Raw genomic sequence first — 26,558 nt, forward strand, 5'->3', positions numbered from 1 at the left:
ATCCGGCAAAGCTGCATCGAGCCTCAACGCGCGCCTGACGGCACACGCACCTGGACCACGGAAGTCGTAATGCCGAACCATAAAAATAAAGCAGTCGCTGCAAACCCTGAATCGCAACCAACCCTGATTAACCGTTATCTGTTTCCCGTCACTATCGGCGTCCTGCTCCTGGCTGTCGCGGGCATTGGCTGGTTTCTGTTCGCCAGCAAACCGGCGCCCGTGACCTATACACCGGTCAGCACGCCTGTCGCTCAACCCGCCAAACCGCAATCGGTGGCCGCACTGCCGGCGATAGCGCCGGCAACCATGGTCGACGAACAGCAATGCCAGGGCTGCCACAGCGCCCAGGTCAAGGACTGGCAAGGCTCCCATCACCAATTGGCGATGCAGGAGGCGAACGCCGAAACGATGCTCGGCGATTTCAACAACGTCAGCTTCAAGGCGGAAAACGAAACCACCCGGTTCTCGCGCAAGGACGACGGATTCTGGGTCAATACTCCCGGTATCGACGGCAAGAACGCCGACTTCAAGGTGGCCTACACCTTCGGCATCGCGCCCTTGCAGCAATACCTGATAGCCGTCGGCGACGGTCGCTTGCAAGCCCTGGGCGTGGCCTGGGATACCGAGAAACACCGCTGGTTTCATCTCTATCCGGGCCAGGGCGTGACCTTCAAGGACCCGTTGCACTGGAGTAAACCAAGCCAGAACGCCAACTTCATGTGCGTCGAGTGCCACACCACCGGCCTCAAGCGCAATTTCGACGCGGCAAATAACACCTTCGACAGCCAGTGGAACAGCCTCGGCGTCGGCTGTCAGGCCTGCCATGGCCCGGCCTCCAATCACCTGGAATGGACGGCGAAAAAAACCGACCTGATCCACGCCGGGTTCGACGTCGATCTCAAGGACAAGAACGCCACGGTCGAAATCGAAACCTGCGCCCGCTGCCACGCCCGCCGCGCCCCGCTGGGCGATGGTTACACCGTCGGCAAGCGCCTGATGGACGATTACCTGCCGAGCACCCTGACCCGCGAGTTGTACGCCCTGGACGGCAAGATCAAGGATGAGGTGTTCGAACACGGCTCCTTCGCCCAGAGCAAAATGTTCGACAAGGGCGTGCGTTGCAGCAATTGCCACAACCCCCACAGCACCCAACTCAAGGCACCGGGCAACGGCGTCTGCCTGCAATGCCACAACACCGCGGGCAAGACGTCGGTGGAAGGCGTCGATGGCAAGGGACTGCAAGCGAAAAACTACGATTCCATCGAACACACCCGTCACGCCATGGGCCAGCCGGGTTCGCAGTGCGTGGATTGCCACATGCCCGGCAAGTTCTACATGGGTAACGATTTCAGGCATGACCACAGTTTCAGCATCCCCAATCCGGAACGCGCGCAAAGACTCGGCACGCCGGACGCCTGCCTGACCTGCCACCAGGGCAAGGCCGGCGACGCTGCCGGTAAAAAAGTCACCGAGCAGTTCAAGTTATGGAACACCGTCAACGCAAACACCCAGCAAGCACCACGCTACGACGAAAGCCTGTGGCTGATTCGCAACGGTCAGCCCGGCGCGGCGCAAGCCTTGTTCGAGCAGTTGCAACGCAGCAACCTGCCGGCGATTCAACGGGCGACCCTGCTCACCGAACTACCGGCGTACCCCAGTGAACAGGCGTTGAAGCTCGCCACCAAGGATTTGAGCCACCCGGCACCGCAGGTGCGTGAAAGTGCGGTGCATGCAGTCAGCGCGTTCCTGCCGCCACCGGAACGTGCGTCACTGCTCACACCGTTGCTGAGCGATCCGGTGAAAGCGGTACGCATTGCGGTGGCGCGAGACCTGCTCGGCGTGGCGCGCGACGGTCTGGGCAATGCTCAGGACAGCTGGAACAAGGCCATCGCCGAATACGAGGCGGTCCAGAAGAGCCTGGCCGAACGCGCCGAAGCCAACCTCAACCTGGCCATGCTGTACCAGGCCGACGGTCGCAGCGGCGAGGTCGAAAGCCTGCTGCGTACCTCGCTCCAGCGTGATCCGGATTTCCATCCGGCACGGGTGACGCTGGTGCAATGGCTGGAAGCCAATGGACGCAGTCAGGAAGCCCAGGCACTCCTTGCGCAAAGCTTGAAGGAATACCCGGACGCCGCCCTGTTGCAACACACCCAGGGCTTGTCGCTGGTGCGGGCGGGCAAATCGCAGCAGGCTATGCCGTTCCTGCGCAAAGCCGCACAACTGGAACCGCAGACCGCGCAATACGGCTACGTGCTGGCGGTGGCGCTGCATGACAGCGGCAAGGTGGAGGCAGCGTGCGAGGAGCTGGAGCGGTTGTTGAAGGTGCAGCCGACCAATCGCAATGCGCGCCTGGCGTTGATCCAGTACTACCTGGACAACGGGCAGGAACCCAAGGCCCAAGTGCTGTTGCAGGGCTGGAAGAAGATGAACATGGGTGATCCGGCGTTGAAATGATCGTGGGCTGATCCAATGGCCCCATCGCGGCGGTGCGGCGGTCCGACAAGCCTTGCTCCCACAGGGTTGTGGCCTGCGCAAATGTTGCGGCCACCCGAAACCCGTGGGAGCAAGGCTTGTCGGACCGCCGCACCGCCGCGATGGTCGTCAACAATAACGCGTGCTTCTTGGGTAACTGCGGTGCTCTGTAGTCCATCGCGAGCAGGCTCGCTCCCACAGGGACCGCATTCACCGTCGTCGAAACAACGGCCGCGGCTCGATCACCGATCGCCCGTACAACACGCTCATCCCCGCCAACCCCTTCAACGCATCCTCGGCAGATTTGTCTTCGCGCACGGCGAAGCTGTCGAAACCGCACTGCCGCATGTGGCTGAGCTGATCGCGCAGCACATCGCCAATCGCACGCAACTCACCGCTCCAGCCCAGTCGGGTGCGCAGCAGATACGCCTGACTGTAGGCGCGCCCGTCGCGGAAGCTCGGAAAGTCCAGGGCAATCAACGGCAACTGGGCAAACCACGGCTTCAGGCTTTCCACTTCATCGTCCGGCCCCAACCACACGCCATTTTGTTCCGGGTTATCCAGCCAGCGTGCCAGCGGCAGAATGACCTCACCCGCAGGTACTTCGGTTTCAGCGTCCCTGACCAGGGTCCATGGATCATCCGCGACAATCCGCGCCACGCCCTCCTCCAGCCGCAACAGGTTGTTCATGCCGACACCTCCGGCACTTTCGGATAAACCGACTCCTTGAACGGCTCCAGGCCAATCCTCGCCAGGGTGTCGACGAACAGTTCCTCGCTCTCGCGGTACCGCACGAACGTCTCGATGATGCGCTCGATGACACCGGGCACTTCGACGGCGCTGAAGGACGGGCCGATGACCTTGCCCAGCGCGCTGTTCTTGCCCTGGGCGCCACCGAGAGTGATCTGGTACCACTCGCTGCCGTTCTTATCGACACCCAGGATGCCGATGTTGCCGATGTGGTGGTGACCGCAGGCGTTCATGCAACCCGAGATGTTAAGGCTGATGTCACCCAGGTCGTGCAGGTAGTCGAGGTCCTCGAAGCGCGCCTGAATAGCCTGGGCAATGGGGATCGACTTGGCGTTGGCCAGCGCACAGAAGTCGCCACCGGGGCAGGCGATGATGTCGGTCAGCAAACCGACATTGGCGCTGCCCAGGTTGTGTTCGCAGGCCAGGCGCCACAGCGCGAACAGGTCGGCCTTGGGCACGTCGGGCAGGACGATGTTTTGTTCATGGGCGATGCGGATTTCGCCGAAGCCAAAACGTTCTGACCATTGGGCCACCGCCTCCATCTGCGTGTCCGTGACATCGCCCGGTGGCGCGGCGAGGCCGGGTTTGGTCGACAGCACCACACTGGCGTAACCCGGTACTTTGTGCGGCTGCACGTTACGCATCACCCAGCGCGCGAACGCCGGATCGTCGGCCAGATGCGTGCCGAAATCGAGGCTGGTGCCTGCCAGTTCACGATAATCCGGTGCAACGAAGGCACCGGCCACACGCTCGAACTCATCGAAGGTCAGTTGCGCCGGGCCGTCCTTGAGGTACTGCCACTCCTCCTCCACTTCCCGGGCAAAAGCGTCGATGCCCAGGGCCTTGACCAGAATCTTGATCCGCGCCTTGTACTTGTTGTCCCGCCGGCCATGACGGTTGTACACGCGCAACACCGCCTCGACGTAGGAGAGCAGGTGCTGCCACGGCAAGCCTTCGCGTATCTGCAAACCGAGGATCGGCGTGCGCCCCAACCCACCGCCGACCATCACCCTCAACAACATTTGCCCGTCGCTGCCAGGGTAAAGATAGAGGCCGATGTCATGCATCATGATCGCCGCGCGGTCTTGCTCGGCCGAGCAGATGGCGATCTTGAACTTGCGCGGCAGAAACAGGAACTCCGGGTTGATGGTCGACCACTGCCGCAGAATTTCCGCCAGCGGTCGCGGGTCGATCATCTCGTCGGCCGCGACCCCGGCGAAGGCTTCGGTGGTGATGTTGCGCACGCAGTTGCCGGAGGTCTGGATCGCATGCATTTCCACCTCGGCCAGGCGTTCGAGGATGTCTGGCACCTCGGCCAGTTCGATCCAGTTGAACTGCATGTTCTGCCGGGTGGTGAAGTGGCCGTAACCGCGATCGTAGTCCCGGGCGATGCTCGCCAGTGTGCGCATCTGCCGGGCACTGAGCGTGCCATAGGGAATAGCCACCCGCAGCATGTAGGCGTGTTTTTGCATGTACAGGCCGTTCTGCAGGCGCAAAGGCAGGAACTCTTCCTCACTCAGCTCACCGGCCATGAAGCGCTCTACCTGATCGCGAAACTGCGCAACCCGCTCAAACACCAGCGCCCGGTCATAGTCGTCGTACTGATACATCTGGCTACCTCATCAGGATTGATCGGGCTCTATTACTGATACCTGGCGCGATCCTTGTGGGAGCGAGCCTGCTCGCGAAGGCGGAGTGCCAGGCGACATTGATGTTGCATGTGCTGCCCTCTTCGCGAGCAGGCTCGCTCCCACAGGGTTTGTGCCAAGAGTCGGGATCTGTGGCCCGTTTCGGTGCCGACTATGAGCGTTCGGCGCAGGACATTACAGATTCACTTAATGTCTAAAAAACCGTATCAGAACGCGGTGGATCGCCGCGGGCATACCCAATATCTGATCCGCACAAATGAACTTTTCCTGAGCCTGTTTTGTTTTCAGCGGTGTTTTTACAGTGCATGGCATTGCAAGCGTGGAAGCATTGAGCATGAGCACAACAACGATCGGACAGGCTTATAACTACAAGGTGGTGCGGCAATTCGTCGTGGCGACCGTAATCTGGGGCGTCGTGGGGATGGCAATGGGCGTGTGGATCGCCTCGCAGCTGGTGTGGCCCGAAATGAACCTCGACCTGCCGTGGACCAGTTTCGGCCGCTTGCGTCCGCTGCACACCAGCCTGGTGATATTCGGCTTCGCCGGCAGCGCGCAATTTGCCGCCAGCTATTACGCGGTGCAGCGTACCTGCCAGGTGCGGCTGTTCTCGGACAAACTCGCCGCGTTCACCTTCTGGGGCTGGCAGTCGGTGATCGTGGTGATGCTGATCAGCCTGCCACTGGGCTACACCACCACCAAGGAATACGCCGAGATCGAATTCTCCGGCGCGGTGTGGATGACCGTGGTCTGGATGGCCTACGCCATCGTGTTCTTCACCACCGTGGTGCAGCGCAAGACCAGGCACATCTACGTCGGCAACTGGTTCTTCGGTGCGTTCATCGTCGTCATCGCCATGCTGCACGTGGTCAACCACCTGTCGATTCCGGTGGGCTGGTTCAAGTCCTATCCGGTGTATTCCGGTGCCACCGACGCCATGGTGCAGTGGTGGTACGGGCACAACGCCGTGGGCTTTTTCCTGACCACCGGTTTCCTCGGCATGATGTACTACTTCGTGCCGAAGCAGGTGGGGCGGCCGGTGTACTCCTACCGTTTATCCATTGTGCATTTCTGGGCGCTGATCACCCTGTACATCTGGGCCGGCCCCCACCACCTGCACTACACCGCCCTGCCGGACTGGGCCCAGTCGCTGGGCATGGCCATGTCGCTGATCCTGCTGGCGCCGAGCTGGGGCGGCATGATCAACGGCATGATGACCCTGTCGGGCGCCTGGCATAAATTGCGCACCGACCCGATCCTGCGCTTCCTCGTACTGTCATTGGCGTTCTACGGCATGTCGACCTTCGAAGGGCCGATGATGGCGATCAAGACGGTCAACGCCCTCTCCCACTACACCGACTGGACCATCGGCCACGTGCATGCCGGGGCTCTGGGCTGGGTAGCGATGATCACCTTTGGCGCGACCTATCACATGGTGCCGAAAGTCTTCGGCCGTGAGCAGATGCACAGCACGCCGCTGATCAACCTGCACTTCTGGCTGGCGACCATCGGCACGGTGCTGTACATCGCCTCAATGTGGGTCAACGGCATCACCCAGGGCCTGATGTGGCGGGCGATCAACGACGACGGCACGCTGACCTATTCTTTCGTCGAAGCCTTGCAGGCCAGCCATCCGGGGTTCGTGGTGCGCTTTGCCGGCGGCGTTTTGTTCCTCACCGGCATGCTGGTGATGGCTTACAACGTGTGGCGCACGGTGCGGGTATCGGACGTCAGAATGGCGGAGCTTGAGGCGCAGATAGCCTGATGATCGAGATCGCACTGAATGTGTTGGGTGTCGTGGGTCTTTGGCTGGCGGTGGAGTATTGCCTGAAGCATCAGACTGCACAGAGTCTTGATGAGGCGAGTTTGATTCCGTTTGCCGATGATCCGGAGGTGGCGCGGCGGGTGGAGGCAGCGACGGGGAAAACCGTGAAGGCCGTTGCGCCCGAAGAGTTGAAGCCGGGTTGGGGAAACCTCGAAATCTGATACGCCACCTATCCGCTGTGGGAGCGAGCCTGCTCGCGAAGACGGAGTGTCAGTCGACATCAATTTTGACTGATACATCGTTTTCGCGAGCAGGCTCGCTCCCACAGGAGATGTGTGTTGTTCAGAGAGCTCAACTGCGTTCGCGGGGGATCAGGCTCTGCAATTGCTGCGCGAGGAAGTTCGCATCGAACGCAAAGACATCCGGGTCTTTCAAACCATTGGTCTTGCGCCACTGCCAATCAGTGGACGGTGGCAGGCATACCAGCGAAACGCTGCCATAACGCGCAGCCGTAAAACCCATCACCGCCAGGGAAATCTGGCCAGCCACGCCCATCACATCCGGCACGAACTCCACCGGTTTGCTGGCAATCAGGATGGACAACTTTTCGGTCTTGAATGTCGATGTCTCGACAGGAACGCTCGGCCCGAACGCGACGTACGGCTCGCGGCTCACCTCCAGCAGATTCGGTGCCTTGACCGGTTCCAGCCATTGCTGGATCTGATCGAACAGTTCACCGATACGCGTCGCCCACACCGCTGATTGCGACTCGAACAATTGCTTCTTGTGCGCTTCGCTTTCTGCGTAGTGGCGAAGCATCTCGCCCAGTTGCTGTACGTCGTCCATTGCGGTGTTCCTTAGGTTGAAACGGTGCTGCGGACATTCAGCATGGCAGAAGCGCGCCGGTCGCGTACGATTAAACGCCGGGAGGTATTTGGCCGGGCATGCGACGCAGGCGCGCCATGCTCAGGACGTCGACCCATTGACCGTCACGCACCGCATAGTCGCGTAACAGTCCTTCGGTTTCGAAACCGAATTTGCGGTACAGGCCGATGGCGGCTTCGTTGTCGGCATAAACAGTCAATTCGATGCGATGCAGGTTCATCCAGTTGTCGGCGATGTCGAGCACAGTCGCCAGCAGTTTCGAACCCACGCCTTTGCCCTGCCACGCCAACGCCACGCCAATGCCGAAGCTGGCGGCATGGCTGCGCCGGATCCGCGAGAACTGCTCCAGGCTGATGTGACCGATGACGATCCCCTGATGCAGCGCCACCAGTTGCACCATCCGTTCGTTGTCCGGCTCCAGGCGCTTGCGCCAGCGCTCGCTGGAAGGAAAAGGCAATTGCGTGGTTTGGCGGGCAACGGCGGGTTCGCGGTAAAGCGCGGTGAGGCTTTCGATGTGGGATTCGTTGAGGCGTTCGAGGGTGATAACCGAATCGGTGGCGGGCATGGGTGATTCATCCTTGAGGCAGGCCGTTCACTCTACAACACCGCTCTCCAGCCTGGCGAGATACCTGTGGGAGCTGGCTTGCCAGCGATGGCGGCATGCCAGGCGATACTGATGGCGCCTGAGGCAACGCTATCGCGGGCAAGCCCGCTCCCACAGGGTTTTGGGTGTTTACGAGATTCAGCCTTCGAACCATTCCCGGCGTTCGTTGAAAGTGTTTTGGACCAACTCCACCAGCCTCTGCACCTGCGCCTCGCCCGCGGAGTCGGCATTCACCGCCATCCAAACCTGGCGTTGCATCGATTGGCCGAACAATTCCGGCAAGCCGATCAAGCCGCGATCGAAGCGGCTCATGTACCCGGGCAACAAGCCGATGCACGCGCTGCAGCGGACCATCTCCAGCATCAGTTCATAGGAATGCAGTTGCACGACCCCGGCCAGGCGCTGGTCCACCAGTTGGTTCCATGGCCGGAAATTTTCAACCTGCCGGTCATGCTGCCATTGCACCAGCAGAAAATCGGCCAGGTCATCGAGACTGTCGGGGCGCGAGGCGACCCGTGAATAGCGCTTGGCGATGTGCGGCAGGTAGTCCAGCAGAGCCAGACGCCGAGGTTCGCTGATGGCGAAACTCGGGCCAGGCAAAGGTGTATCGGCGCTGGCCAGCCACACCACCACATCGGCGCTGACCGCTTGCAGGGACAATTCGCTGTCCAGGGAAATGATGTCCAGGCGCACGCTGGCGTTACGTCGCAGCAATGCCACCAAATCGCGACCAAGAATGTCGTGCAGGATCGACTCGGCGACGGCCAGGCGCACCAGTGGTTGCTGGATCACCGGCAGGTCACGTTCGTGGGCCAGCGCGATCAGCTGTGACTGCAATTGCAGCCCGTCACGACTGAGGACAACGCCATTGTCCGAAGGGCTGAACAAAGCGCACTGGAGTTGTGCCTCCAGCTGCGCCAATTGCTTGCGTAAAACGGTGGCCTTCAGATTGAGGCGGCGGGCGGCCTGCATGAAGCAGCCGCAACGGGCACTGACGCTGAAACTCTGCGCCAGGACCGGATCGATCTCCCCCGCGCGGATGCGCCAGGAAGGGGCTTTATCGAGGGGGGTGCGGTACACGGCAATTCGCCGATGACCGGTGGCTTCCATGAATGACATCGATGACTCCCTGTCGATCTATCTCCGGGAGCTCCATCCTGCGCATCATTCATGAAACGGGTGTGACAGTCGGTCAGGTACTGGGGCTTTGCCGAAAGCTCACAGCCAAACGATTCCAGCTATTGATGGTGGTCACCGCGATGGTCAGGTCCACCAGTTCACCTTCGCTGAACTGCCCCCGCGCCTGTTCGTAGACGTCGTCGGGCACAGGGTTTTGCGAGAGCAACGTCACCGCCTCGGTCCAGGCCAGGGCTGCGCGTTCGCGCGGGTTGAAGAAGTTGCTGTCGCGCCAGACCACGATGGAATACAGGCGTCGGTCGGTCTCGCCGAGGCGCCGGGCATCCACCGAGTGCATGTCCGTACAGAACGCACAACCGTTGAGCTGCGACGCGCGGATCTTGATCAGGTGCAACAACGCCGGTTCGATGCTCAAACTGCTGGCCAGGGCCTCCATGGCGATCATCGCTTTCATCGCTTTGGGTGAAGCGCTGTAGTAATCCAGGCGGGGGTTCATGGAGCGACCTCGGGCAGCGATGATGTGCTCTAACGGTAGAGGCTGATGCGTTTATGTTACAGATCCAATTCTGCGGATTTTCCATGGACCACCCGGCACCAGACCAATTGACGGTTTTTGCGCCACGCAACTTCTGCATGACAGCCGGATGAGGGTAATCTGGCGCGACGCACACGCGCCTCAACTGCTCCGGAGCTCGGCCGGTATGGAACTACATGTTGTCATCAATGGACGCAAGGATCTGGCGGGCCAGTTGTACAACCAACTGCGCAGCGCCATCGAATCGGGTCGTCTGGCCGCGGGAACGCAGCTCCCGCCCAGCCGCTTGCTGGCCGAGCAACTGGGCATTTCGCGCAAGACCATTTCCGATACCTACGCCCAACTGACCTACGAAAATTTCCTCACCGGGGTGATCGGCAAAGGCACGTACGTCAACGCCCGAACCTCTAAAATCGAGCGCAAGCAGAGCCATTGCGACCTGGCCGGTTTCGAAGTGATCGAATCCTGGCGCAACCTGCCGGTGTTTCTGCGTCACCCGACACTGGAAGGCTCGCTGCGCTATGACTTTATCGGCGGCGCCACCAGCAAGGGCCAGTTTCCCCAGGACGATTGGCGACGCTGTACGTCCCACGCCTTGCGCCAGATCGCCGCGTCGAAGGGTTTTTACAGTCTGGCCGAAGGTTTGCCGGCGCTGCGCAATGCCATTGCGCGGCACATCGCATTTTCCCGCGGGGTCAATTGCCAGGATGAAGATGTGGTGGTGTGCAACGGCGCCCAGCAAGCCCTGGACCTGATCTCCCGCGTGCTCACACGGCCCGGCAGCATCGTGGCCATGGAAGACCCCGGCTATCCGCCGGCCCGCCTGTTGTTCGGCACCCACGGTGCCACGGTGATCGGCGTTCCGGTGGATGCCGAGGGCATCCAGGTGGACAAGATCCCCCTTGGCACACGGCTGATTTACGTCACCCCATCGCACCAGTTTCCCCTGGGCATGCCCATGAGCCAGGAACGGCGGGTGGCGTTGCTGGCCAAGGCCCATGAACTGGGGGCAATCATCATCGAGGACGACTATGACAGCGAATTCCGCTATGAAGGTCGACCGACGGACTCGCTGCAAAGCATGGATGAGCGAGGGATCGTCGCCTACGTCGGGACCTTTTCGAAAACCCTGCTGCCGGAGCTGCGCCTGGGTTATGCGATCCTGCCGCCAGCGATCCTCGAAGCGGTGGTGCGCGCCAAACAGCTCACCGATCTGCACACCTCCACCCTGCCCCAATGGGCACTGGCCAAGTTCATCGCTGAAGGCTGCCTGCTCAAGCACATTCGCCGCTGCCATACGATTTATGCGGGCAGACGTGACCGGATCCTGGCGCGCATGGCCGGCGATCTCTTCCCATGGCTCGATGCGGTGCCGACCAGGGCCGGTTTCCACATGGTGGTGTTGTGCAAAGTACCCATCGACGTGCCACTGGTGATCGAACTGGCGAAAAAAGTTGAAGTCGGGCTCTATGCCATCGACAGCTTTTACTACCAGCAAGCGCCCCAGGCCGGGTTTTTCCTCGGTTTTGGCGCCATCGAGACTCTGGACATCGACATTGCCCTGGATCGTCTGAGGGACATTTTGCAACAAGTCGCCTGACGGATTGGACTGCGGCTTTATCCGGCGATTGGCTATTGGTGGTCCGGGGGTACGGGCCTATCCTGCATAAGCGTTATCCCTCAATGAGCAGGATTCGTCCGGCCTGATTCAGGAGTGTGAGCCAATGTCCTACAAAGTGATCAATACCGTAAAGGTGCAGGCCGTCGCCGGCCGCTCGGATGAACTGGGTAAGCAATTGCAAAAGATTGTCGATACCCTGCGCGAACTACCGGGCTGTGACTCCTATATGGTCGACCGCTGCCCTGAGGACAGTAACCGCTGGACCGTCAGCGCCCACTGGCAATCGGAAGCGGCGATGCAATCGCATTTCAACAGCCCTCAAGTGCAAGGCTTCATCGACCTGATCGATTGCCAACTGGCCAATGCCGTCGACTTCAACAGCTTTCCCATCCGCTGAACCCCTTGTAGGAGCTGGCTGCCAGCGAAATTGGCGTATCTGGCACACCGCGCCGCCTGGTTCGCCAGCAAGCCGGCTCCTACAGAACCCGATCCAATCCATTGTTCATTGTGGGAGCTGGCTTGCCAGCGAAAGCGGCGTGTCTGGCACACCGCGCCGCCTGGTTCGCCAGCAAGCCGGCTCCTACAGGCAACGTGATTGATTGGTCCCCTGTCCTTCCCGAATATTGGCTGTTTGATTGCCCCCCGTAGCGCACTAGATTGGTTCCTGACCACTCATCCACCGCAGGTAATGAACCATGAACGTTTTGCGCTTCTGTGCCGCTCCCCTTGTTGCCCTGGCCCTGGCCGTTTCCACCTCGGCATTTGCCCATGACCCATCGGAAAAGGTCACGATATTGCAGGATCAAATGCTGAAAAACGTACCGGGCAAAAAGGCCTTGATGATCGAAGTCGACTACAAGCCCGGCCAATCGTCCATTGCCCACAAGCATGACGGTACTGCCATGGCTTACGTTCTCGAGGGGTCCATTACGTCCCAGGTAAAAGGTGAGAAAGAAGTGACCTACAAGGCGGGTGAGTTCTGGTATGAGCCGGCCGGCTCCGAGCATTTGGTGTCGAAAAACGCCAGCACCACCCAGCCTGCCAAGTTACTGGTGTTCATGGTCTTGTCGCCGGACGAGAAAGTGTTGATCCCTTTGAAAAACTGATCGCTGAACGTATAGCCATAACTAAAAAGGCCCGAATCATCGTTTCGGGCCTTTTTATTTCTTCGGGTAATTAACGAGACGCCTTTACTGCAAACAAAACTATTGGCCACTAGAGAATGGCAGATATTGACTGTTTTATTGCACTGCTCACGGTTTAGTCTGAATGCACTGCCGGCTGGCACCGGCCCATCAACTTTCCGACTGATGTTGTTTCACCGGAGAAACACCATGAAACTTGCGCTAGTCAGTACGTTTACGATAACGGCCTTATTAACCGGTTGTTCAATTCCCACCGCACCTTCCGCGGTTTCTTCGCTGGACGGTATCTTCAGTCAACCGGTAGGTCGCAGCAGTGCAACCCGCGTTCCCAACGGGGCCAATGTTGCCCTGGGCGTGGTGTACAGCCGCAATACCCAGGCCAATCGCGCCTATCTGCAAGACTACCAGGCCAATGCCGGCACCGGTTTCGGCCAGAGCCTGCTGGTTCAGTCGATTCACGACGCCTACGTAGCCACCTCCAATCCGGACCTGGCCGTGGATGGGGTCAAAGCCTCACTGAAGCGCCAGTTCGGCTCGGTCACGGTGTATCCGGACATGCAAAGCCTCAAGGCCGCCAGACCAGACGTCGTTGCGGTGATCGATAGCCGCAGTCAACTCATCACTTCGCGCAGTTCTGATATCGAGGCGAATGTCAGCGCTGATTTCTACGACAGCAACTTCAACTACATCGGTACTGCACGTGGGCATGATGCAAAAGCACTCAGCCCGGTGTGGGCGGACTATAAACGCAGTGAAGAGATAGTTGCCGATATAAACGAGCAACAGAATGTGCAAGTAAGGGCACTGCAAAAGTTTGACCAGTCGCTCAGTAATTTATTGACCAGTCCGACAAGTAACGTATCGATGATTGATAATAAAACGGGCATGAAGTTGTATTGATATCAACGGCCCCATCGCGAGCAGGCTCGCTCCCACATTAGATCTTTGTTCGACGCAAAACCAATGTGGGAGCGAGCCTGCTCGCGATGGGGCCAGAACAGACACCATAAAAACATCAGGCAAAAAAAACCCCGCATTTCTCAATGCGGGGCTTTTTCATTCAACGCCTGATCAGGCAGCCGGTTCCAGCTCTTCGCTGGTCGTCGCTGCCGCGGCAGGCACTACCGCCTGACCGCTCAGCGCCACGTCCAGCAACTCACGGTTGGCCACCGCGTACATGGCGTAGTCCGTGCCACTGGCGGCACGGATTTCCACCAGCATGGCGCGCCAGCGCTCGATCGTGCTTTCGTGCTGCGCCATCCACTGCGCCAGACGTGTTTCCACATCCTGGGTGCCGCCGCCCTGTTGCAGGACGGAGATGGTGATCGCACGTTGCTGCCAGTCGACGTCATCGCGGAACGCTTCACGGGCCAGGGCCTGCCAGTTGTTTTCAACCGGCAGAGCGCTGATCTGTTGCAGGTACCAGGTGATGTCCAGCGCGCTGCCCACGGCGAAATAGGCCTTGGCCACGTCCGCAGGGTCCTGGCCGGTCACGTCGGAGGCCTCGATGATCGGCAGCAGCGTGTACAGGTGCGTGGTGCCTGCAACCATGCGCGCCAGCAACTCAGGTACGCCAGCCGCGACGTAGGCCTGATAACGGGTCTGCCAGGTCTCGCGGATCTCGCCACTGAGCAGCTCGTCGAGCTTGAGGCCCAACGCCGCCAGGTGCGGGCCGAAGTGCGCGACGTCACGGGCAGCGTTCTGCTCGTTGCGACGGGCACGCAGGAACCAGCGCGTGGCGCGACGGCCCAGACGCATCAGCTCGTCCATCAGCTCCAGTTGCACGTCGGCGGAAACCTTGTAGTCCAGGTTTTCAATCTGACGGAACCAGTGCGGGAGATGGAAGATGTCACGCACGATCACGTAGGCGCCGGCCACGTTCGCCGGGCTCATGCCCGTCGACTCTTTGAGTCGTTGAACGAAGGTGATGCCCATATGGTTCACCAGATCGTTGGCGATCTGGGTGCTGACGATTTCGCGCTTCAGACGGTGACGACGCATGGCGGCCGAGAACTTGCTCACCAGGGTCGGCGGGAAAGCGGTTTCCATGTCGCGGGTCAGGTAGTCGTCGTCCGGCACCAGGGAGCCCAGCAACTGCTCCTTGAGGTCGATCTTGCTGTAGGAGATCAGCACCGACAGTTCGGGACGGGTCAGGCCATGGCCTTCAGCGACGCGCTCGTTGATCGCGTCTTCGGCCGGCAGGAACTCGATGGCCCGATCCAGCTTGCCGCGACCTTCCAGATCGTTCATCAGGCGCTTGTATTCAGCGATTCGTGGCAGGGCACGACGCGCCGCCAGGGACAAGGCCTGAGTCTGCTTGTAGTTGTTGCCCAGCACCAGGTTGCCGACTTCGTCGGTCATGCTCGCCAGCAACTCGTTACGCTGCTTGGGGGTCATGTCACCGGCCTGAACCACTTCGTTCAGCAGGATCTTGATGTTCACTTCGTGGTCGGAGCAGTCTACGCCACCGGCATTGTCGATGAAGTCGGTGTTGGAACCGCCACCATTGAGACCGAATTCCACACGACCCAGTTGGGTCATGCCCAGGTTACCGCCCTCGCCCACGACTTTGCAGCGCAGTTCGTTGCCATTCACGCGCAGTGCATCGTTAGCCTTGTCGCCAACATCGGCGTGGCTTTCGCTGCTGGCCTTGACGTAAGTACCGATACCGCCGTTCCACAACAGATCCACCGGTGCCTTGAGCAAGGCATTGAGCAGTTCGGTCGGGGTCAGTTTGTCGGCCTTGATGTCGAAGCGCTCTTGCATTTGCGGGGAAATCGCAATGCTCTTCGCGCTACGGGAGAAGATCCCGCCACCTTCGGACATGATGCTGGTGTCGTAATCCGACCACGCCGAACGTGGCAGGTCGAACATGCGCTGACGCTCGGCGAAGCTGGTCGCCGGATCCGGATTCGGGTCGATGAAGATGTGCATATGGTTGAAGGCGGCGACCAGTTGCAGCTTGTCGGACATCAGCAAGCCGTTACCGAACACGTCGCCGGCCATGTCGCCGACGCCCACCACAGTGATGCTGTCTTCCTGGACATTGATGCCGCGCTCGCGGAAGTGGCGTTGTACGCCGACCCACGCGCCCTTGGCGGTGATGCCCATTTTTTTGTGGTCGTAACCGGCCGAACCACCGGATGCGAACGCGTCACCCAGCCAGAAACCGTAGTCGATGGCGATACCGTTGGCGATGTCGGAGAAGGTCGCTGTGCCCTTGTCCGCGGCAACCACCAGGTACGGGTCATCGTCGTCATGCCGCACGACGTTGGCCGGCGGCACCAGGGCGCCGTCTTTCAGGTTGTCGGTGATGTCCAGCAGACCCGAAATGAAGATGCGGTAGCAGGCGATGCCCTCGGCCGCGATCTCGTCCCGGCTGCCGCCCAACGGCAGGCGACGTGGCAGGAAACCACCCTTCGCACCCACCGGCACGATCACCGAGTTCTTCACTTGCTGGGCTTTTACCAGGCCCAGGACTTCGGTACGGAAGTCTTCTTCACGGTCGGACCAGCGCAGGCCGCCACGAGCGACGTTGCCGAAGCGCAGGTGCACGCCTTCGACGCGCGGCGAGTAAACGAAGATTTCGAACTTCGGAACAGGCTTCGGCAGTTCAGGGATCAAGTGCGGGTTGAACTTGAAGCTGAAGTACGACTTGTTATGGCCGTTGGCGTCGGTCTGGTAGAAGTTGGTCCGCAGGGTGGCCTTGATCAGGTCCAGGTAGCGACGCAGGATACGGTCTTCGTTGAGCACCTGGACGTCGTCCAGAGCGGCAAGAATCGCGTGTTCCAGACGCTGCTCGAGGTCGTCGCTGCTTAATTTTCGCGCCAGGTAGAAACGGGTCTTGAACAACCGGGTCAACTCGCGAGCGATGTCGGTGTGGTTGTTCAGGGTGCTGGCGATGTAGCCCAGGTCGAAGCCCAGACGGATCTGCTTCAGGTAACGGGCGTAGGCACGCAACAACGCCACGTCGCGCCATGGCAGGCCGGCGGTCAGTACCAGGCGGTTGAACGCATCGTTTTCGGCATCTCCACGCACGATGTGGACGAACGCGTCCTGCAAGGTGTCGTTGAGTTGCTGGATGTCCAGGTCCAGGCCTTCAGCGGCCGTGAACGCGAAATCGTGAATCCAGAACTCGCGGCCGTTGTTGTGACGCAGGCGATACGGGAACTCACCCAGCACACGCAGGCCGAGGTTTTCCAGGATCGGCAGGACGTCGGACAGTGCCAGCGGGGTATCGGCGTGGTACAGCTTGCAATGCAGCTCACGCTGGCCGGAGACCTGGCCCAGTGGCTGATAGAAGCTCATCACCAGTGGGTTTTTGGCACTCAGGTTCAGCAGGTGCTGCATGTCGACCACGGCCGAATGCGCTGCAAAACGCTCGCGGTAACCGGCCGGGAAGCCTTTCGGGAAGTCGGCCAGCACATTGGTGCCCTGGGCTTCGCCGAAGGTTTCGACCGTCAGTGCCGAGTAATCGTCCTGCCAGCTGCGGCAGGCCTGGATCACTTCGTTTTCCAGCTGCAGCGGGTCGATGTCGAGGCGGTTTTTCGGGTCGACGCGCAGGATCAGCTGCACGCGGGCCAGCACGGACTCGGAGAAGAAGGTCCAGAACTCGCAATCCGAGGCTTTCAGGCGATCCATCAGCACTTGCTGGATCTTCTGGCGTACTTCGGTGGAATAGATGTCACGCGGCACGTAGGCCAGGCAGTAGCAGAAGCGGCCGTACGGGTCTTTGCGCAGGAACACGCGAATCTTGTTGCGCTCCTGGATCTGCACGATCGACATCACGGTGCTGAACAACTCGTCCACCGGCGTCTGGAACAGGTCGTCGCGCGGCAGTACTTCGAGTACCTGCGCCAGTTCCTTGCCCAGGTGAGCCTTGGCCTGGAAGCCGGAACGGTGTTCGATCTCGGCAACCTTGCGGCGGATGTACGGAATGGCGCGCACGCTCTCGCCGTACACCGACGAGGTGTACAGGCCCATGAAACGGCATTCCTTGATGATCTTGCCGTCGGCGTCGATTTCACGGATCGAGACATAATCCGGGTAAGCCGGACGGTGCACGCGACTCGGGTGCGCAGCTTTGGCGAACGTCAGCAGCTTCGGCTCGCGCAGGTAGTTCACGGCGTAGTCTTCGATGCGCAGGTCATCGTAGGTCATGCCGGCACGCAACAGCCTGGTCAGGCCAAGGAACGAGTTCTGGTCGTAGACGATGTGGCCGCCATCGGGCTCATCGCTAACCGTAAACTCTTCATAGCCGAGGAAAGTGAAGTGGTTGCCCACCAGCCATTCCAGGAAGCTCTTGATTTCGCTCTTTTCATCGGCATCGACGGCAAACCGGCTGTTGTCCAGATTGGTCAGGATTTCCTGGACCTTGGTTTTCATCGGTTCGAAATCACCAACCGCCACACGCACTTCAGCGAGCACTTGCTCCAGCTCTTTGGTCAGCACGTTCAGTTCGGCGGGATTGGCGCAACGGTCGATTTCCAGGTACATCAGCGACTCGTGCAGAACGTCGTCGCCCTGGGTGCCTTTAGGCAGGATTTCCAGCAACTCGCCCTTGCTGCCGCGGCGTACGCTAAGCACGGTGGTTTGCAGGGTGTGGATGCTGTAGCCGCGACGGTTCAGCTCGGTACGCACCGAATCCACCAGGAATGGCAGGTCGTGGTGCAGCACTTCGACCGCGGTGTGGGTCGACTGCCAGCCGTGACGTTCGTAATCGGGGTTGTAGACGCGCACCTGCGGTTGCGCATGATCGAAGCGCTCAAGCAGGCGCCACGCAGAAAGGGTACAGCCAGCGAGATCGGACAACCGGCGCTGGGTCAGTTCGTCCAGGGAAATGATGCCGAAGAATTGTTCAGCGAACAGCGCCACTTGTGGCAGTGCCTGTTCACTGATGTGCTGCGCCAGTGCCGCTTGCAGTTGGTGCTGGAAGTCGGCTTTGCTGGCTGCGGTGAAGAACGCCATCTGTGGTACTCCGCTTGGGCTTGTTATTGATGGAAGCGTCGCGTGCAAAACCCCTGTCAGGGGCTACCCGTCACCCTGTTCCTGATTCTCGGGCAGAGGAAACAGGGTGACAGGTGGGTGAAGCTGGACGAGACACTCGGGTCACATTCACCTTCCATGAATGGGCATCTGCAAAAACGACTGGGCTGCTGGCAGCGCAATGCCTTTACAGGTGCTCATCCGTTGCGCAGCTTAACGAGTGCGGCAAGGCCCGTGCTTGCGATGCTGCGACATATTCGGTCAACGGTATGCAGCTTGACGGCGGCGCATCGAACAACACTAGCACTCACAGGGGAAAATGGCGGTTTTCCGTCCGGTCGCGGTACATCCGTACCAGAAATGACAAATAACACACTGTAATGAGTGCGTGGCTCGACCTGTAGGAGCTGGCTTGCCAGCTCCTACAGGCAAGCAGAAATTCACCGGGGCTGGCAGAATTGCCTTTTGTTCGTCTTCATTACGCTCGTCGAGCCAGGAATTACCCATGCAAATGACCACCGCCCTCTTGATCGTCAACCCGTGCGACGACGAGGAAGACAACATGGCCATGCTCTGCTGCCACAGCGACAAGGGCGAAATGTTCCTGATGACCCGTTATCCGGACGAGGACGAGCTGGAAATCACCCTGGACGGCGAGCCTTCGACCCTCGATGGCGTGAAAGTCACTCTCAGCCCTACCCTGCTGAAGATCGAAATCGCGGCGGCGGATGCCGATGTGTTGAATGGGGATGATGTGCTGGAGATCACCTTCAACCCGGACATGGTGGACCTGGCTGAAGTTGAGTTGACCCTGAAAAACATCCTTGACGGTACCGGCACCTACATCAGCCAGATTTGAGGGTGTCTGAACTGGCCCTATCGCTGGCACGCCAGCTCCCACAGGCATTGGCGGCGTGTATGCAATCTGTGCAACACAGCGGCCACTGTGGGGGCTGGCTTGCCAGCGATGAGGCCCTGACAGCCACCTCAAGGCTGCTGCTCTGCTAAATCCAACTGATACCCCAATCATTTCCCGCACTTTGCACAAAATGCCGTTAGTCGCCGCCCCCCGCGATGGATTAAAGTAACGCCCCCAGCCCTGGCGTTATACGAACGTCTTCGGTCACCCTTTCCAGGAACAGTCATCGATGGAACATCGTGAAGCGCTGCTCGCGCTGCGAACCTTTCTTTCAACGCAGATTCTCGGCCAGGAAAAGCTCATCGAGCGCTTGCTCATCGCCCTGCTCGCCGACGGCCATATGCTGGTCGAGGGCGCTCCTGGTTTGGCCAAGACCAAGGCCATCAAAGAACTTGCCGAAGGCATCGAAGCCCAGTTCCATCGCATTCAGTTCACCCCCGACCTGTTGCCTGCCGACATCACCGGCACGGAAATCTATCGCCCGGAAACCGGCAGCTTCGTGTTCCAGCAAGGTCCGATCTTCCATAACCTGGTGCTGGCGGACGAAATCAACCGCGCCCCGGCCAAGGTTCAGTCGGCGCTGCTCGAAGCCATGGGCGAGCGTCAGGTCAGTGTCGGGCGCAGCACTTATGAGCTGTCGCCGCTGTTTCTGGTGATGGCCACGCAAAACCCCATCGAGCAGGAAGGCACCTATCCGCTGCCAGAAGCCCAGCTCGACCGTTTTCTGATGCACGTGAAAATCGGCTTCCCGGACGCCGCTGTCGAACGTCGCATCCTGCAACAGGCCCGTGGTGAAGCCCTGAACGGCGAAACAAAACCCGAGCGCCGGGTAAGCCAGCAGGCGATTTTTGCCGCACGCAAGGAAATCCTCGGCCTGTACATGGCCGATGCCGTGGAGGAATACCTGGTGCAACTGGTCATGGCCACGCGCAATCCGGGCAAATTCGACCCGGAGATGGCCGAGTGGATCGCCTACGGCGCCAGTCCTCGCGGCTCCATCGCCCTGGACCGTTGCGCGCGCGCCCATGCCTGGCTCGCCGGACGCGATTTCGTCAGCCCGGAAGACATTCAGGCGGTGCTGTTCGACGTGTTGCGCCACCGCATCATTCTGTCCTTTGAAGCCGAAGCCGCCGGTATCGACCAGGACCGGGTGGTGCAGCGGATTCTCGACGTCGTAGCCGTCGCTTGACCCCCATGAACGCCCTCCTGCCGCCCCAACCGGGTATCCGTATCACGCTCGCCGAGCTGATCGAGATGCGCCATCGCGTGCGCGAAGTGCAGCTGTTCTCCACGCCGAGCCAGCGCAGCCCGCTGATCGGCCTGCACCACTCCAAGCTGCGCGGTCGTGGCGTCGACTTCGATCAGGTGCGGGTCTATCAGGCCGGCGACGACGTGCGCAGCATCGACTGGCGGGTTACCGCCCGAACCCAGGAGCCTCACACCAAACTGTTCCACGAAGAGCGCGAGCGACCGATTTTCATCATGGTCGAGCAAAGCCGTCGGCTGTTTTTCGGTTCGGGGCTGATGTTCAAATCGGTGCTTGCCGCCCAGGCCGCGAGCCTGATCGGCTGGGCCGCGCTGGGGCATAATGACCGGGTCGGCGGGCTGGTGTTCGGTGACAACGAACACTACGAAATCAAGCCACGGCGCAGTAAACAAAGTCTGCTGCAGTTTCTCAACCGACTGGTGCGCGTCAATCAGTCGTTGCACACTGAAAGCGAGCCGGACCGCGACGCCTTCGGCATTGCCCTGCGTCGCGCCCGTGAAGTGTTGCGTCCGGGTAGCCTGGCGATCGTGATCTGTGACGAACGCGCCTTGTCCGAGAGCGCCGAGCAACAGTTGAGCCTGCTGTCGCGCCATTGCGACCTGTTGCTGCTGCCGCTGTCCGATCCGCTGGATCACGCCCTGCCCGCCGCCGGCTTGCTTCGTTTTGCCGAGCGCGGTGCGCAACTGGAGCTCGATACGCTGAATTTCGACCTGCGCCAGACCTACCGCGCCCAGGCCGAAACGCGCATCGCCCGCTGGGAATTGCTCGCGCAAAAACTGCGGGTGTTGTTGATGCCTTTGAGTACCCAGAGCGAAATGGTCGAGCAATTGCGCGAGTACCTGAACCCTCAGAAGCCGGGGAAAGGTCGATGAGCAGTCTGGATCAACTGCAACCCCTGATTTCTCCGCCTCCGATCGACTTCTGGCCGCCGGCACCGGGCTGGTGGCTACTGCTGTTGCTGCTGCCCGCCATCGGTTTCGGCTTGTGGAAGCTGCGGCGTTTCATTCCGCAAAAGCGCCGTATCGTGCGCGCCGAGCAGCCGCTGGACCCGGTGCGCCTCGCCGCCCTGTCTGAACTGGCGCTGATGCCCAAGCCCTACGACGGGGCCCCCGCAGGCGCCTGGCTGCAGCAACTCAACGGCCTGCTCAAGCGCCTGTGTCGCAACCATTACCCGTACAGCCAGAGCCATACCCTCAACGGGCGCAAATGGCTGGCCTTCCTCGACAACCGTTGCCCGGCTGCCGGGCTGACCCGCTGGATGGTGCTGGTCGAAGGCGCCTACAAACCCGAATGCAAACTCGACGACAAGGCCATCGCCGGCCTGACCCAGGCTGTCGACACCTGGATTCGCAAACATGTTTGAGTTCGCCTGGCCCTGGCTCTTCGCCCTGCTGCCGCTGCCGTGGCTCATGCGCATCGTGCTGCCGGTGGCCGACAGTGGCGAGCCGGCGCTCAAGGTGAGCTTCCTCAGTGACCTCGAAGGCCTGGCCCGGCGCCGTGCCCGCGCCAACCTGCCGGCCTGGCGCCAACAGGCGCCGTTCCTGCTGCTGTGGTTGATGCTGCTGACCGCCGCCGCGCGCCCGCAATGGCTCGGCGAACCCCTGCCGATTGCCGCCAGTGGCCGCGACCTGCTCGTGGCGGTGGACGTTTCAGGCTCCATGGATTTCCCCGACATGCAATGGCAGGACGAAGACGTCAGCCGCCTTGCACTGGTCCAGCATCTACTCGGCGACTTCCTCGAGAGCCGCGACGGCGATCGGGTCGGCCTGATCCTGTTCGGCAGCCAGGCCTACCTGCAAGCGCCGCTGACCTTCGACCGGCATACCGTGCGCGTCTGGCTCGACGAAGCGCGCATTGGCATCGCCGGCAAGAACACCGCCATCGGCGACGCCATTGGTCTGGGCCTCAAGCGCCTGCGGCAACGGCCGGCCCAGAGCCGCGTGCTGATTCTGGTGACGGACGGCGCCAACAATGGCGGTGAAATCGACCCGCTCACTGCCGCGCGCCTGGCCGCCAGGGAAGGCGTGAAAATCTACCCGATCGGCATCGGTGCGGACCCGGAGGAAAGCGGCACCCTGGGCTTCCTCGGGATCAATCCGAGCCTGGACCTTGATGAGCCTTCCCTGAAAGCGATCGCCGAGGCGACCGGAGGCCGGTATTTCCGGGCTCGCGATGGCAAGGAGCTGCAAACGATCAAGGACACCCTCGACCAACTGGAACCCGTGACCCAGCAACCGACCCAGGCCCGTCCGGCCCAGGCGTTGTATCACTGGCCACTGACGATGGCGTTGATCATGAGCATGCTGCTGGTGGTCCGCGAGCTCTGGCCGGATAACCCGTTGCATCGCCTGTTTACCAAGGACCTGTTTTTGCAAACCCAACTGCCTGACTGGCGTCAGCGTCTCAATCGCCTGCGCCTGCGGAGGCGCCGATGAGCGCGCTCTGGCCCTATTGGTTCCGCCCCTGGTGGTTGCTGTTGCTGCCGCTGCTGGGCTGGCTGCTGTGGCAACTCTGGCATCGGCAGAAGCGTGCCGGGCGCTGGCAGATGATCCTGCCGCCGGCCTTTCATGCCGCGCTGCTCAGCGGCGGCAATGGCCGCGACAGCAAACTGCCGTGGGTGGCCTTGGGCGTGGCGTGGCTTTTGACCGTACTCGCATTGCTGGGGCCGAGCTGGGAGCGTGTCGAGCAGCTCAGCCAGAAACCCGCCGATCCGCTAGTGGTGATCCTTGAGCTGACCCCGCAAATGCTCGCCACCGACGTCCAGCCCAACCGCCTGGAACAGGCCCGGCGCAAGCTCCTCGACCTGCTGCAAAACCGCAGCGACGCGCAGACCGCCATCGTGGTCTACGCCGGCAGCGCGCACACGCTGGTACCACTGTCGGACGACCTGTCCACCAGCCGCAATCTGCTGGACGCCCTCAAACCGTCATTGATGCCCGAAGCCGGCCATCGCGCCGACCTCGCGGTGACCAAGGCCCTGGCCCTGCTGGAGCAAGGCGCCCTGGGCGATGGCCGGATCCTGTTGATCGGCTCTTCCCTGACGGAACAGGAACGCCTGGGGATTCGTCGTGCCCTGAGCGGCAAATCCACCCAGTTCCTGATGCTTGGCATCGGCACCGCCGAAGGCTCGCCGATCACCCAGGAGGACGGCAGTTTCCTCAAGGACGAACAGGGGGCGATCCTGGTACCGCACCTGGACGAGCCCGGCCTGAAAGCCTTCGCCAATGATCTGGACGGGCGCTATCGCCACGCGCGCCTGGGCGATTCCGACCTGCGCGCACTTGGCCTGCTCGATGGGCCGCGTAACCTGCGCGACAATGGCCAGACCCTGCGCCTGGATGCCTGGGCCGATCAGGGGTATTGGTTGCTCCTACCCTTGTTGCTGCTGGCGGCCTGTGCCGGTCGTCGCGGCTGGTTGTTCTGCCTGCCGCTACTGCTGGCGCTGCCACAATCGAGCTACGCCTTCGAGTTCCAGGACCTGTGGCTGCGCCCTGACCAGCAGGGCGTGCACCTGCTCAAGCAGCAACGCCCGGCCGAGGCCGCACAGCGCTTCGAAGATCATCAGTGGCAAGGCGTGGCCCTCTATGAGGCCGGCGATTACAGCGGTGCCGCCCAGCGGTTCGCCGAAGGCAACGATGCCCACGCCCACTACAATCGAGGCAATGCCTTGGCCAAAAGTGGTGAACTGGAGGCGGCGCTGGATGCGTATGAACAGGCACTTGAACGTCAACCGGACTTGCGCCCGGCCCTGACCAACAAGGCCTTGGTAGAAAGCCTGCTCAAGCAGAAGGCCAACCCGCCCGCCGCCGAGCCGGAAAACACCGCCAGCGACGAACCCCAGGCGCCGCCACAAGAACCACCACCCGGCGCTGCCGCCCAGGCGCAGAGCACGGGGGAACCGAAGAACGCTGACCAACAGACCGGCTCCGATGCCGAACAATCGCCCACGAGGCCGCCGAAGGCCGGCACCAACGAAGTGCCAGGCAGCGAGTTGGGGGACGAACAACACACCACGCCGCCCATGCGCCCGGCCAGCGACAGTATCGAAGGAGAACAGCAGCAGGCGCTGGAGCAATGGCTGAGGCAGATCCCGGACGACCCGGGGGAGTTGCTCAGGCGTAAATTCTGGTACGAACAGCAACAACATCAGGATCAGGGAAAAACTCGATGACCCGCTTCACCGTTTTCATGTTCACCTTTGTGTTGTGGACCGCCCAGGCCCAGGCAGCCGAACTGGTCGCCAGTGTCGATCGCACGCGCCTGAACTCCGGAGAGACGATCGAGCTGACCCTGGAATCCAACGACGTGACGCAGTTCGGCAAGCCGGACCTGACACCGCTGGAGCCATTGTTCGAAGTGCGTGGCACCCGCCAGGTCAACCAGTTGAACACCCTCGGCGGCGACAACCGCGCCACGACCCGCTGGATCGTCACCCTTTTGCCGCTGCAAAACGGCAGCGTGGTGATCCCGTCATTGAAGCTGGGCGAGATCCAGAGCCAGCCGATTACCGTGCAAGTGATCCAGAGCGAAACCCAGGAGACCTCGAACAAACTGGCCCCGGTGTTCATTGACGCCAGTCTCGATCAAACCAGCGTCTACGTGCAGGCCCAGGCAATCCTGACCCTGCGCATCTACCATTCGGTGTCGCTGTACGACGACAGCAGCCTGCCGCCGTTGCAGATTCCCGATGCGCGCATCGAACAGCTGGGTGAATCGCGCACTTACGAAAAAGACATCAACGGCATACGCCACGGCGTGATTGAAATGCGCTACGCGATTTACCCGCAGCACAGCGGTGAATTGATCATTCCCGGGCAGATCTTCAATGCCGCGCTGGTGGAAGCGCGGCCCACGCAAGATTCGTCAGCGCAGGCACCCAAGTCCGGCAAATTGATGCGCGTCAGTTCCAGCGAAATCCTGCTGACGGTCAAGGCCAAACCCATCACCTACCCCGCCGACCTGCCGTGGCTGCCGGCGCGCAGCCTGACACTCAGCGAGACCTGGAATCCGGAGCCGGAGCATGTACAGGTGGGCGATTCGCTGACCCGCAGCCTGACGGTCAAGGCCGAGGGCCTGGCCAGCACGCAACTGCCGCCGTTGCCCGGTACCGAGGTCAGCGGCCTGCGCCGGTATCCGGACCAACCGGTGCTGGGTAACCAGCACAGCGAGCGCGGTCTGGTCGGCAGTCGCGAAGACCGCGAAGCCCTGGTGCCCGCCCGAAGCGGCTCTATCGAGTTGCCGTCGGTCGAAGTGGTCTGGTGGAACACCTTCGAAGACCACCTGGAACACAGCAGCCTGCCGGCCCGGACCCTGCAAGTGGCAGCCAACCCGAGCCTGATGGTCGACACGCCGGCCGGTACTTCCCAGCTCAATGCCACTGCCGACGGCGAAACCCTGTGGCGCTGGAAACTCAGCACCCTGATCCTGGCCTGCACCACCCTCTTGGGCTTCGGCCTGTGGTGGCGCGCGCGCTGGCAACCGGCGATCCTGCGCGCCGCGCAAACCGGCCCGAGCCCGCGCACCGTGCTCGACGACCTCAAGCGCGCCTGCCAGGCCAACGACTCCCACGCCACCCGCCAGGCCCTCGATGCCTGGGCCCGGCAGCAACCGGAAACCCTGGCCGACATGGCCGCCCGCTTCGTCCCGCTGTCCGACGCCCTGGACGGCCTGAACGGCGCGCTGTACAGCGAAACCGGCCAGCACTGGCAAGGTGAAGAACTGTGGCGCGCGATTCGCGCGATCCCGACGGCCGAACGGGTGCAGGACCCGGTGGGCGACAGTGGATTGCCGCCGCTTTATCCCAAATAGCCCGATACCCCAGGGTAAA

General features: G+C 61.2%; 21 protein-coding genes. 14 read left to right on the forward strand and 7 right to left on the reverse strand.

Going from position 1 to position 26,558, the window contains the following annotated elements; all coding sequences use genetic code 11:
* Positions 1-69 precede the first annotated feature (69 nt).
* Complete coding sequence (locus tag LAB08_RS15690; RefSeq protein ID WP_096511107.1) at positions 70-2,454, forward strand: tetratricopeptide repeat protein; 2,385 nt, start codon at positions 70-72, stop codon at positions 2,452-2,454.
* Between the two features lie 228 nt (positions 2,455-2,682).
* Here the strand turns inward: LAB08_RS15690 and LAB08_RS15695 are convergent, their stop codons facing one another.
* Together LAB08_RS15695 and LAB08_RS15700 are read right to left on the reverse strand one after the other, a co-directional pair.
* The gene (locus LAB08_RS15695) at positions 2,683-3,162 is read right to left on the reverse strand and encodes a DUF934 domain-containing protein (RefSeq protein WP_096511105.1); all 480 of its coding nucleotides are present in this window, start codon (positions 3,160-3,162) and stop codon (positions 2,683-2,685) included.
* Complete coding sequence (locus tag LAB08_RS15700; RefSeq protein ID WP_096511103.1) at positions 3,159-4,832, reverse strand: nitrite/sulfite reductase; 1,674 nt, start codon at positions 4,830-4,832, stop codon at positions 3,159-3,161. Before LAB08_RS15700 ends, LAB08_RS15695 begins: the two co-directional genes overlap by 4 nt.
* 373 nt (positions 4,833-5,205) lie before the next feature.
* On the opposite strand from LAB08_RS15700, the gene ccoN reads away from it, so the two are divergent.
* Both ccoN and LAB08_RS15710 read left to right on the forward strand, forming a co-directional pair.
* A complete protein-coding gene (ccoN, locus tag LAB08_RS15705) occupies positions 5,206-6,633 on the forward strand; it encodes a cytochrome-c oxidase, cbb3-type subunit I (protein ID WP_096511099.1) in 1,428 nt (475 codons plus the stop codon).
* On the forward strand, positions 6,633-6,854 hold the full coding sequence (locus LAB08_RS15710) for a CcoQ/FixQ family Cbb3-type cytochrome c oxidase assembly chaperone (RefSeq protein ID WP_096511097.1): 222 nt from the start codon (positions 6,633-6,635) through the stop codon (positions 6,852-6,854). The genes ccoN and LAB08_RS15710 overlap by 1 nt, the downstream gene beginning before the upstream one ends.
* Positions 6,855-6,984: 130 nt before the next feature.
* Here the strand turns inward: LAB08_RS15710 and LAB08_RS15715 are convergent, their stop codons facing one another.
* The 4 genes from LAB08_RS15715 to LAB08_RS15730 form a co-directional block, all read right to left on the reverse strand.
* Complete coding sequence (locus LAB08_RS15715; RefSeq protein ID WP_096511095.1) at positions 6,985-7,479, reverse strand: hypothetical protein; 495 nt, start codon at positions 7,477-7,479, stop codon at positions 6,985-6,987.
* A gap of 70 nt (positions 7,480-7,549) precedes the next feature.
* Positions 7,550-8,083 (reverse strand): GNAT family N-acetyltransferase, encoded by a 534-nt coding sequence (locus LAB08_RS15720; RefSeq protein WP_096511093.1) that lies wholly within the window; start codon positions 8,081-8,083, stop codon positions 7,550-7,552.
* Between the two features lie 177 nt (positions 8,084-8,260).
* Complete coding sequence (locus tag LAB08_RS15725) at positions 8,261-9,241, reverse strand: LysR family transcriptional regulator (protein ID WP_096511091.1); 981 nt, start codon at positions 9,239-9,241, stop codon at positions 8,261-8,263.
* A gap of 73 nt (positions 9,242-9,314) precedes the next feature.
* Complete coding sequence (locus LAB08_RS15730) at positions 9,315-9,755, reverse strand: carboxymuconolactone decarboxylase family protein (RefSeq protein WP_096511089.1); 441 nt, start codon at positions 9,753-9,755, stop codon at positions 9,315-9,317.
* A gap of 205 nt (positions 9,756-9,960) precedes the next feature.
* Here LAB08_RS15730 and pdxR point away from each other — a divergent pair, with 205 nt between their 5' ends.
* The 4 genes from pdxR (at position 9,961) to LAB08_RS15750 (ending at position 13,460) form a co-directional block, all read left to right on the forward strand.
* Positions 9,961-11,394, forward strand: a complete 1,434-nt coding sequence (gene pdxR / locus LAB08_RS15735) for a MocR-like pyridoxine biosynthesis transcription factor PdxR (protein WP_096511087.1) — start codon at positions 9,961-9,963, stop codon at positions 11,392-11,394.
* Between the two features lie 124 nt (positions 11,395-11,518).
* The gene (locus LAB08_RS15740; RefSeq protein WP_096511085.1) at positions 11,519-11,812 is read left to right on the forward strand and encodes an antibiotic biosynthesis monooxygenase family protein; all 294 of its coding nucleotides are present in this window, start codon (positions 11,519-11,521) and stop codon (positions 11,810-11,812) included.
* A 298-nt stretch (positions 11,813-12,110) separates the two neighbouring features.
* On the forward strand, positions 12,111-12,521 hold the full coding sequence (locus tag LAB08_RS15745) for a cupin domain-containing protein (RefSeq protein ID WP_096511084.1): 411 nt from the start codon (positions 12,111-12,113) through the stop codon (positions 12,519-12,521).
* A 228-nt stretch (positions 12,522-12,749) separates the two neighbouring features.
* The gene (locus tag LAB08_RS15750; protein ID WP_096511082.1) at positions 12,750-13,460 is read left to right on the forward strand and encodes an ATPase; all 711 of its coding nucleotides are present in this window, start codon (positions 12,750-12,752) and stop codon (positions 13,458-13,460) included.
* A gap of 171 nt (positions 13,461-13,631) precedes the next feature.
* Here the strand turns inward: LAB08_RS15750 and LAB08_RS15755 are convergent, their stop codons facing one another.
* Positions 13,632-18,527: an NAD-glutamate dehydrogenase gene (locus LAB08_RS15755; protein ID WP_096511080.1), complete on the reverse strand. Its 4,896-nt coding sequence runs from the start codon at positions 18,525-18,527 to the stop codon at positions 13,632-13,634.
* 523 nt (positions 18,528-19,050) lie between these two features.
* Here LAB08_RS15755 and LAB08_RS15760 point away from each other — a divergent pair.
* From LAB08_RS15760 to LAB08_RS15790, 7 genes are all read left to right on the forward strand, one after another.
* On the forward strand, positions 19,051-19,404 hold the full coding sequence (locus LAB08_RS15760; protein ID WP_096511078.1) for a hypothetical protein: 354 nt from the start codon (positions 19,051-19,053) through the stop codon (positions 19,402-19,404).
* Between the two features lie 289 nt (positions 19,405-19,693).
* Entirely contained in the window at positions 19,694-20,653 is a 960-nt protein-coding gene (locus LAB08_RS15765) for an AAA family ATPase (RefSeq protein WP_096511076.1), read from the forward strand.
* Positions 20,654-20,658: 5 nt separating this feature from the next.
* Positions 20,659-21,603: a DUF58 domain-containing protein gene (locus LAB08_RS15770; RefSeq protein WP_096511075.1), complete on the forward strand. Its 945-nt coding sequence runs from the start codon at positions 20,659-20,661 to the stop codon at positions 21,601-21,603.
* Complete coding sequence (locus tag LAB08_RS15775; protein WP_096511072.1) at positions 21,600-22,094, forward strand: DUF4381 domain-containing protein; 495 nt, start codon at positions 21,600-21,602, stop codon at positions 22,092-22,094. The genes LAB08_RS15770 and LAB08_RS15775 overlap by 4 nt, the downstream gene beginning before the upstream one ends.
* The gene (locus tag LAB08_RS15780) at positions 22,087-23,166 is read left to right on the forward strand and encodes a vWA domain-containing protein (RefSeq protein ID WP_096511070.1); all 1,080 of its coding nucleotides are present in this window, start codon (positions 22,087-22,089) and stop codon (positions 23,164-23,166) included. The genes LAB08_RS15775 and LAB08_RS15780 overlap by 8 nt, the downstream gene beginning before the upstream one ends.
* Entirely contained in the window at positions 23,163-24,902 is a 1,740-nt protein-coding gene (locus LAB08_RS15785; RefSeq protein ID WP_096511068.1) for a VWA domain-containing protein, read from the forward strand. Before LAB08_RS15780 ends, LAB08_RS15785 begins: the two co-directional genes overlap by 4 nt.
* Positions 24,899-26,539: a BatD family protein gene (locus LAB08_RS15790; protein ID WP_096511066.1), complete on the forward strand. Its 1,641-nt coding sequence runs from the start codon at positions 24,899-24,901 to the stop codon at positions 26,537-26,539. The genes LAB08_RS15785 and LAB08_RS15790 overlap by 4 nt, the downstream gene beginning before the upstream one ends.
* The last annotated feature ends 19 nt before the right edge of the window (positions 26,540-26,558 follow it).

Origin of the sequence: Pseudomonas izuensis, from assembly GCF_002356535.2 — a bacterium.
Lineage (GTDB): Bacteria > Pseudomonadota > Gammaproteobacteria > Pseudomonadales > Pseudomonadaceae > Aquipseudomonas > Aquipseudomonas izuensis.

Coding starts and splice junctions, on each gene's coding strand:
- LAB08_RS15790 (WP_096511066.1), top strand. CDS start 24,899: ATGACCCGCTTCACCGTTTTCATGTTCACCTTTGTGTTGTGGACCGCC.
- LAB08_RS15730 (WP_096511089.1), bottom strand. CDS start 9,755: ATGAACCCCCGCCTGGATTACTACAGCGCTTCACCCAAAGCGATGAAA.
- LAB08_RS15690 (WP_096511107.1), top strand. CDS start 70: ATGCCGAACCATAAAAATAAAGCAGTCGCTGCAAACCCTGAATCGCAA.
- LAB08_RS15740 (WP_096511085.1), top strand. CDS start 11,519: ATGTCCTACAAAGTGATCAATACCGTAAAGGTGCAGGCCGTCGCCGGC.
- LAB08_RS15745 (WP_096511084.1), top strand. CDS start 12,111: ATGAACGTTTTGCGCTTCTGTGCCGCTCCCCTTGTTGCCCTGGCCCTG.
- LAB08_RS15765 (WP_096511076.1), top strand. CDS start 19,694: ATGGAACATCGTGAAGCGCTGCTCGCGCTGCGAACCTTTCTTTCAACG.
- LAB08_RS15770 (WP_096511075.1), top strand. CDS start 20,659: ATGAACGCCCTCCTGCCGCCCCAACCGGGTATCCGTATCACGCTCGCC.
- LAB08_RS15695 (WP_096511105.1), bottom strand. CDS start 3,162: ATGAACAACCTGTTGCGGCTGGAGGAGGGCGTGGCGCGGATTGTCGCG.
- LAB08_RS15725 (WP_096511091.1), bottom strand. CDS start 9,241: ATGTCATTCATGGAAGCCACCGGTCATCGGCGAATTGCCGTGTACCGC.
- LAB08_RS15720 (WP_096511093.1), bottom strand. CDS start 8,083: ATGCCCGCCACCGATTCGGTTATCACCCTCGAACGCCTCAACGAATCC.
- LAB08_RS15780 (WP_096511070.1), top strand. CDS start 22,087: ATGTTTGAGTTCGCCTGGCCCTGGCTCTTCGCCCTGCTGCCGCTGCCG.
- LAB08_RS15700 (WP_096511103.1), bottom strand. CDS start 4,832: ATGTATCAGTACGACGACTATGACCGGGCGCTGGTGTTTGAGCGGGTT.
- LAB08_RS15710 (WP_096511097.1), top strand. CDS start 6,633: ATGATCGAGATCGCACTGAATGTGTTGGGTGTCGTGGGTCTTTGGCTG.
- LAB08_RS15715 (WP_096511095.1), bottom strand. CDS start 7,479: ATGGACGACGTACAGCAACTGGGCGAGATGCTTCGCCACTACGCAGAA.
- ccoN (WP_096511099.1), top strand. CDS start 5,206: ATGAGCACAACAACGATCGGACAGGCTTATAACTACAAGGTGGTGCGG.
- LAB08_RS15775 (WP_096511072.1), top strand. CDS start 21,600: ATGAGCAGTCTGGATCAACTGCAACCCCTGATTTCTCCGCCTCCGATC.
- pdxR (WP_096511087.1), top strand. CDS start 9,961: ATGGAACTACATGTTGTCATCAATGGACGCAAGGATCTGGCGGGCCAG.
- LAB08_RS15755 (WP_096511080.1), bottom strand. CDS start 18,527: ATGGCGTTCTTCACCGCAGCCAGCAAAGCCGACTTCCAGCACCAACTG.
- LAB08_RS15785 (WP_096511068.1), top strand. CDS start 23,163: ATGAGCGCGCTCTGGCCCTATTGGTTCCGCCCCTGGTGGTTGCTGTTG.
- LAB08_RS15750 (WP_096511082.1), top strand. CDS start 12,750: ATGAAACTTGCGCTAGTCAGTACGTTTACGATAACGGCCTTATTAACC.
- LAB08_RS15760 (WP_096511078.1), top strand. CDS start 19,051: ATGCAAATGACCACCGCCCTCTTGATCGTCAACCCGTGCGACGACGAG.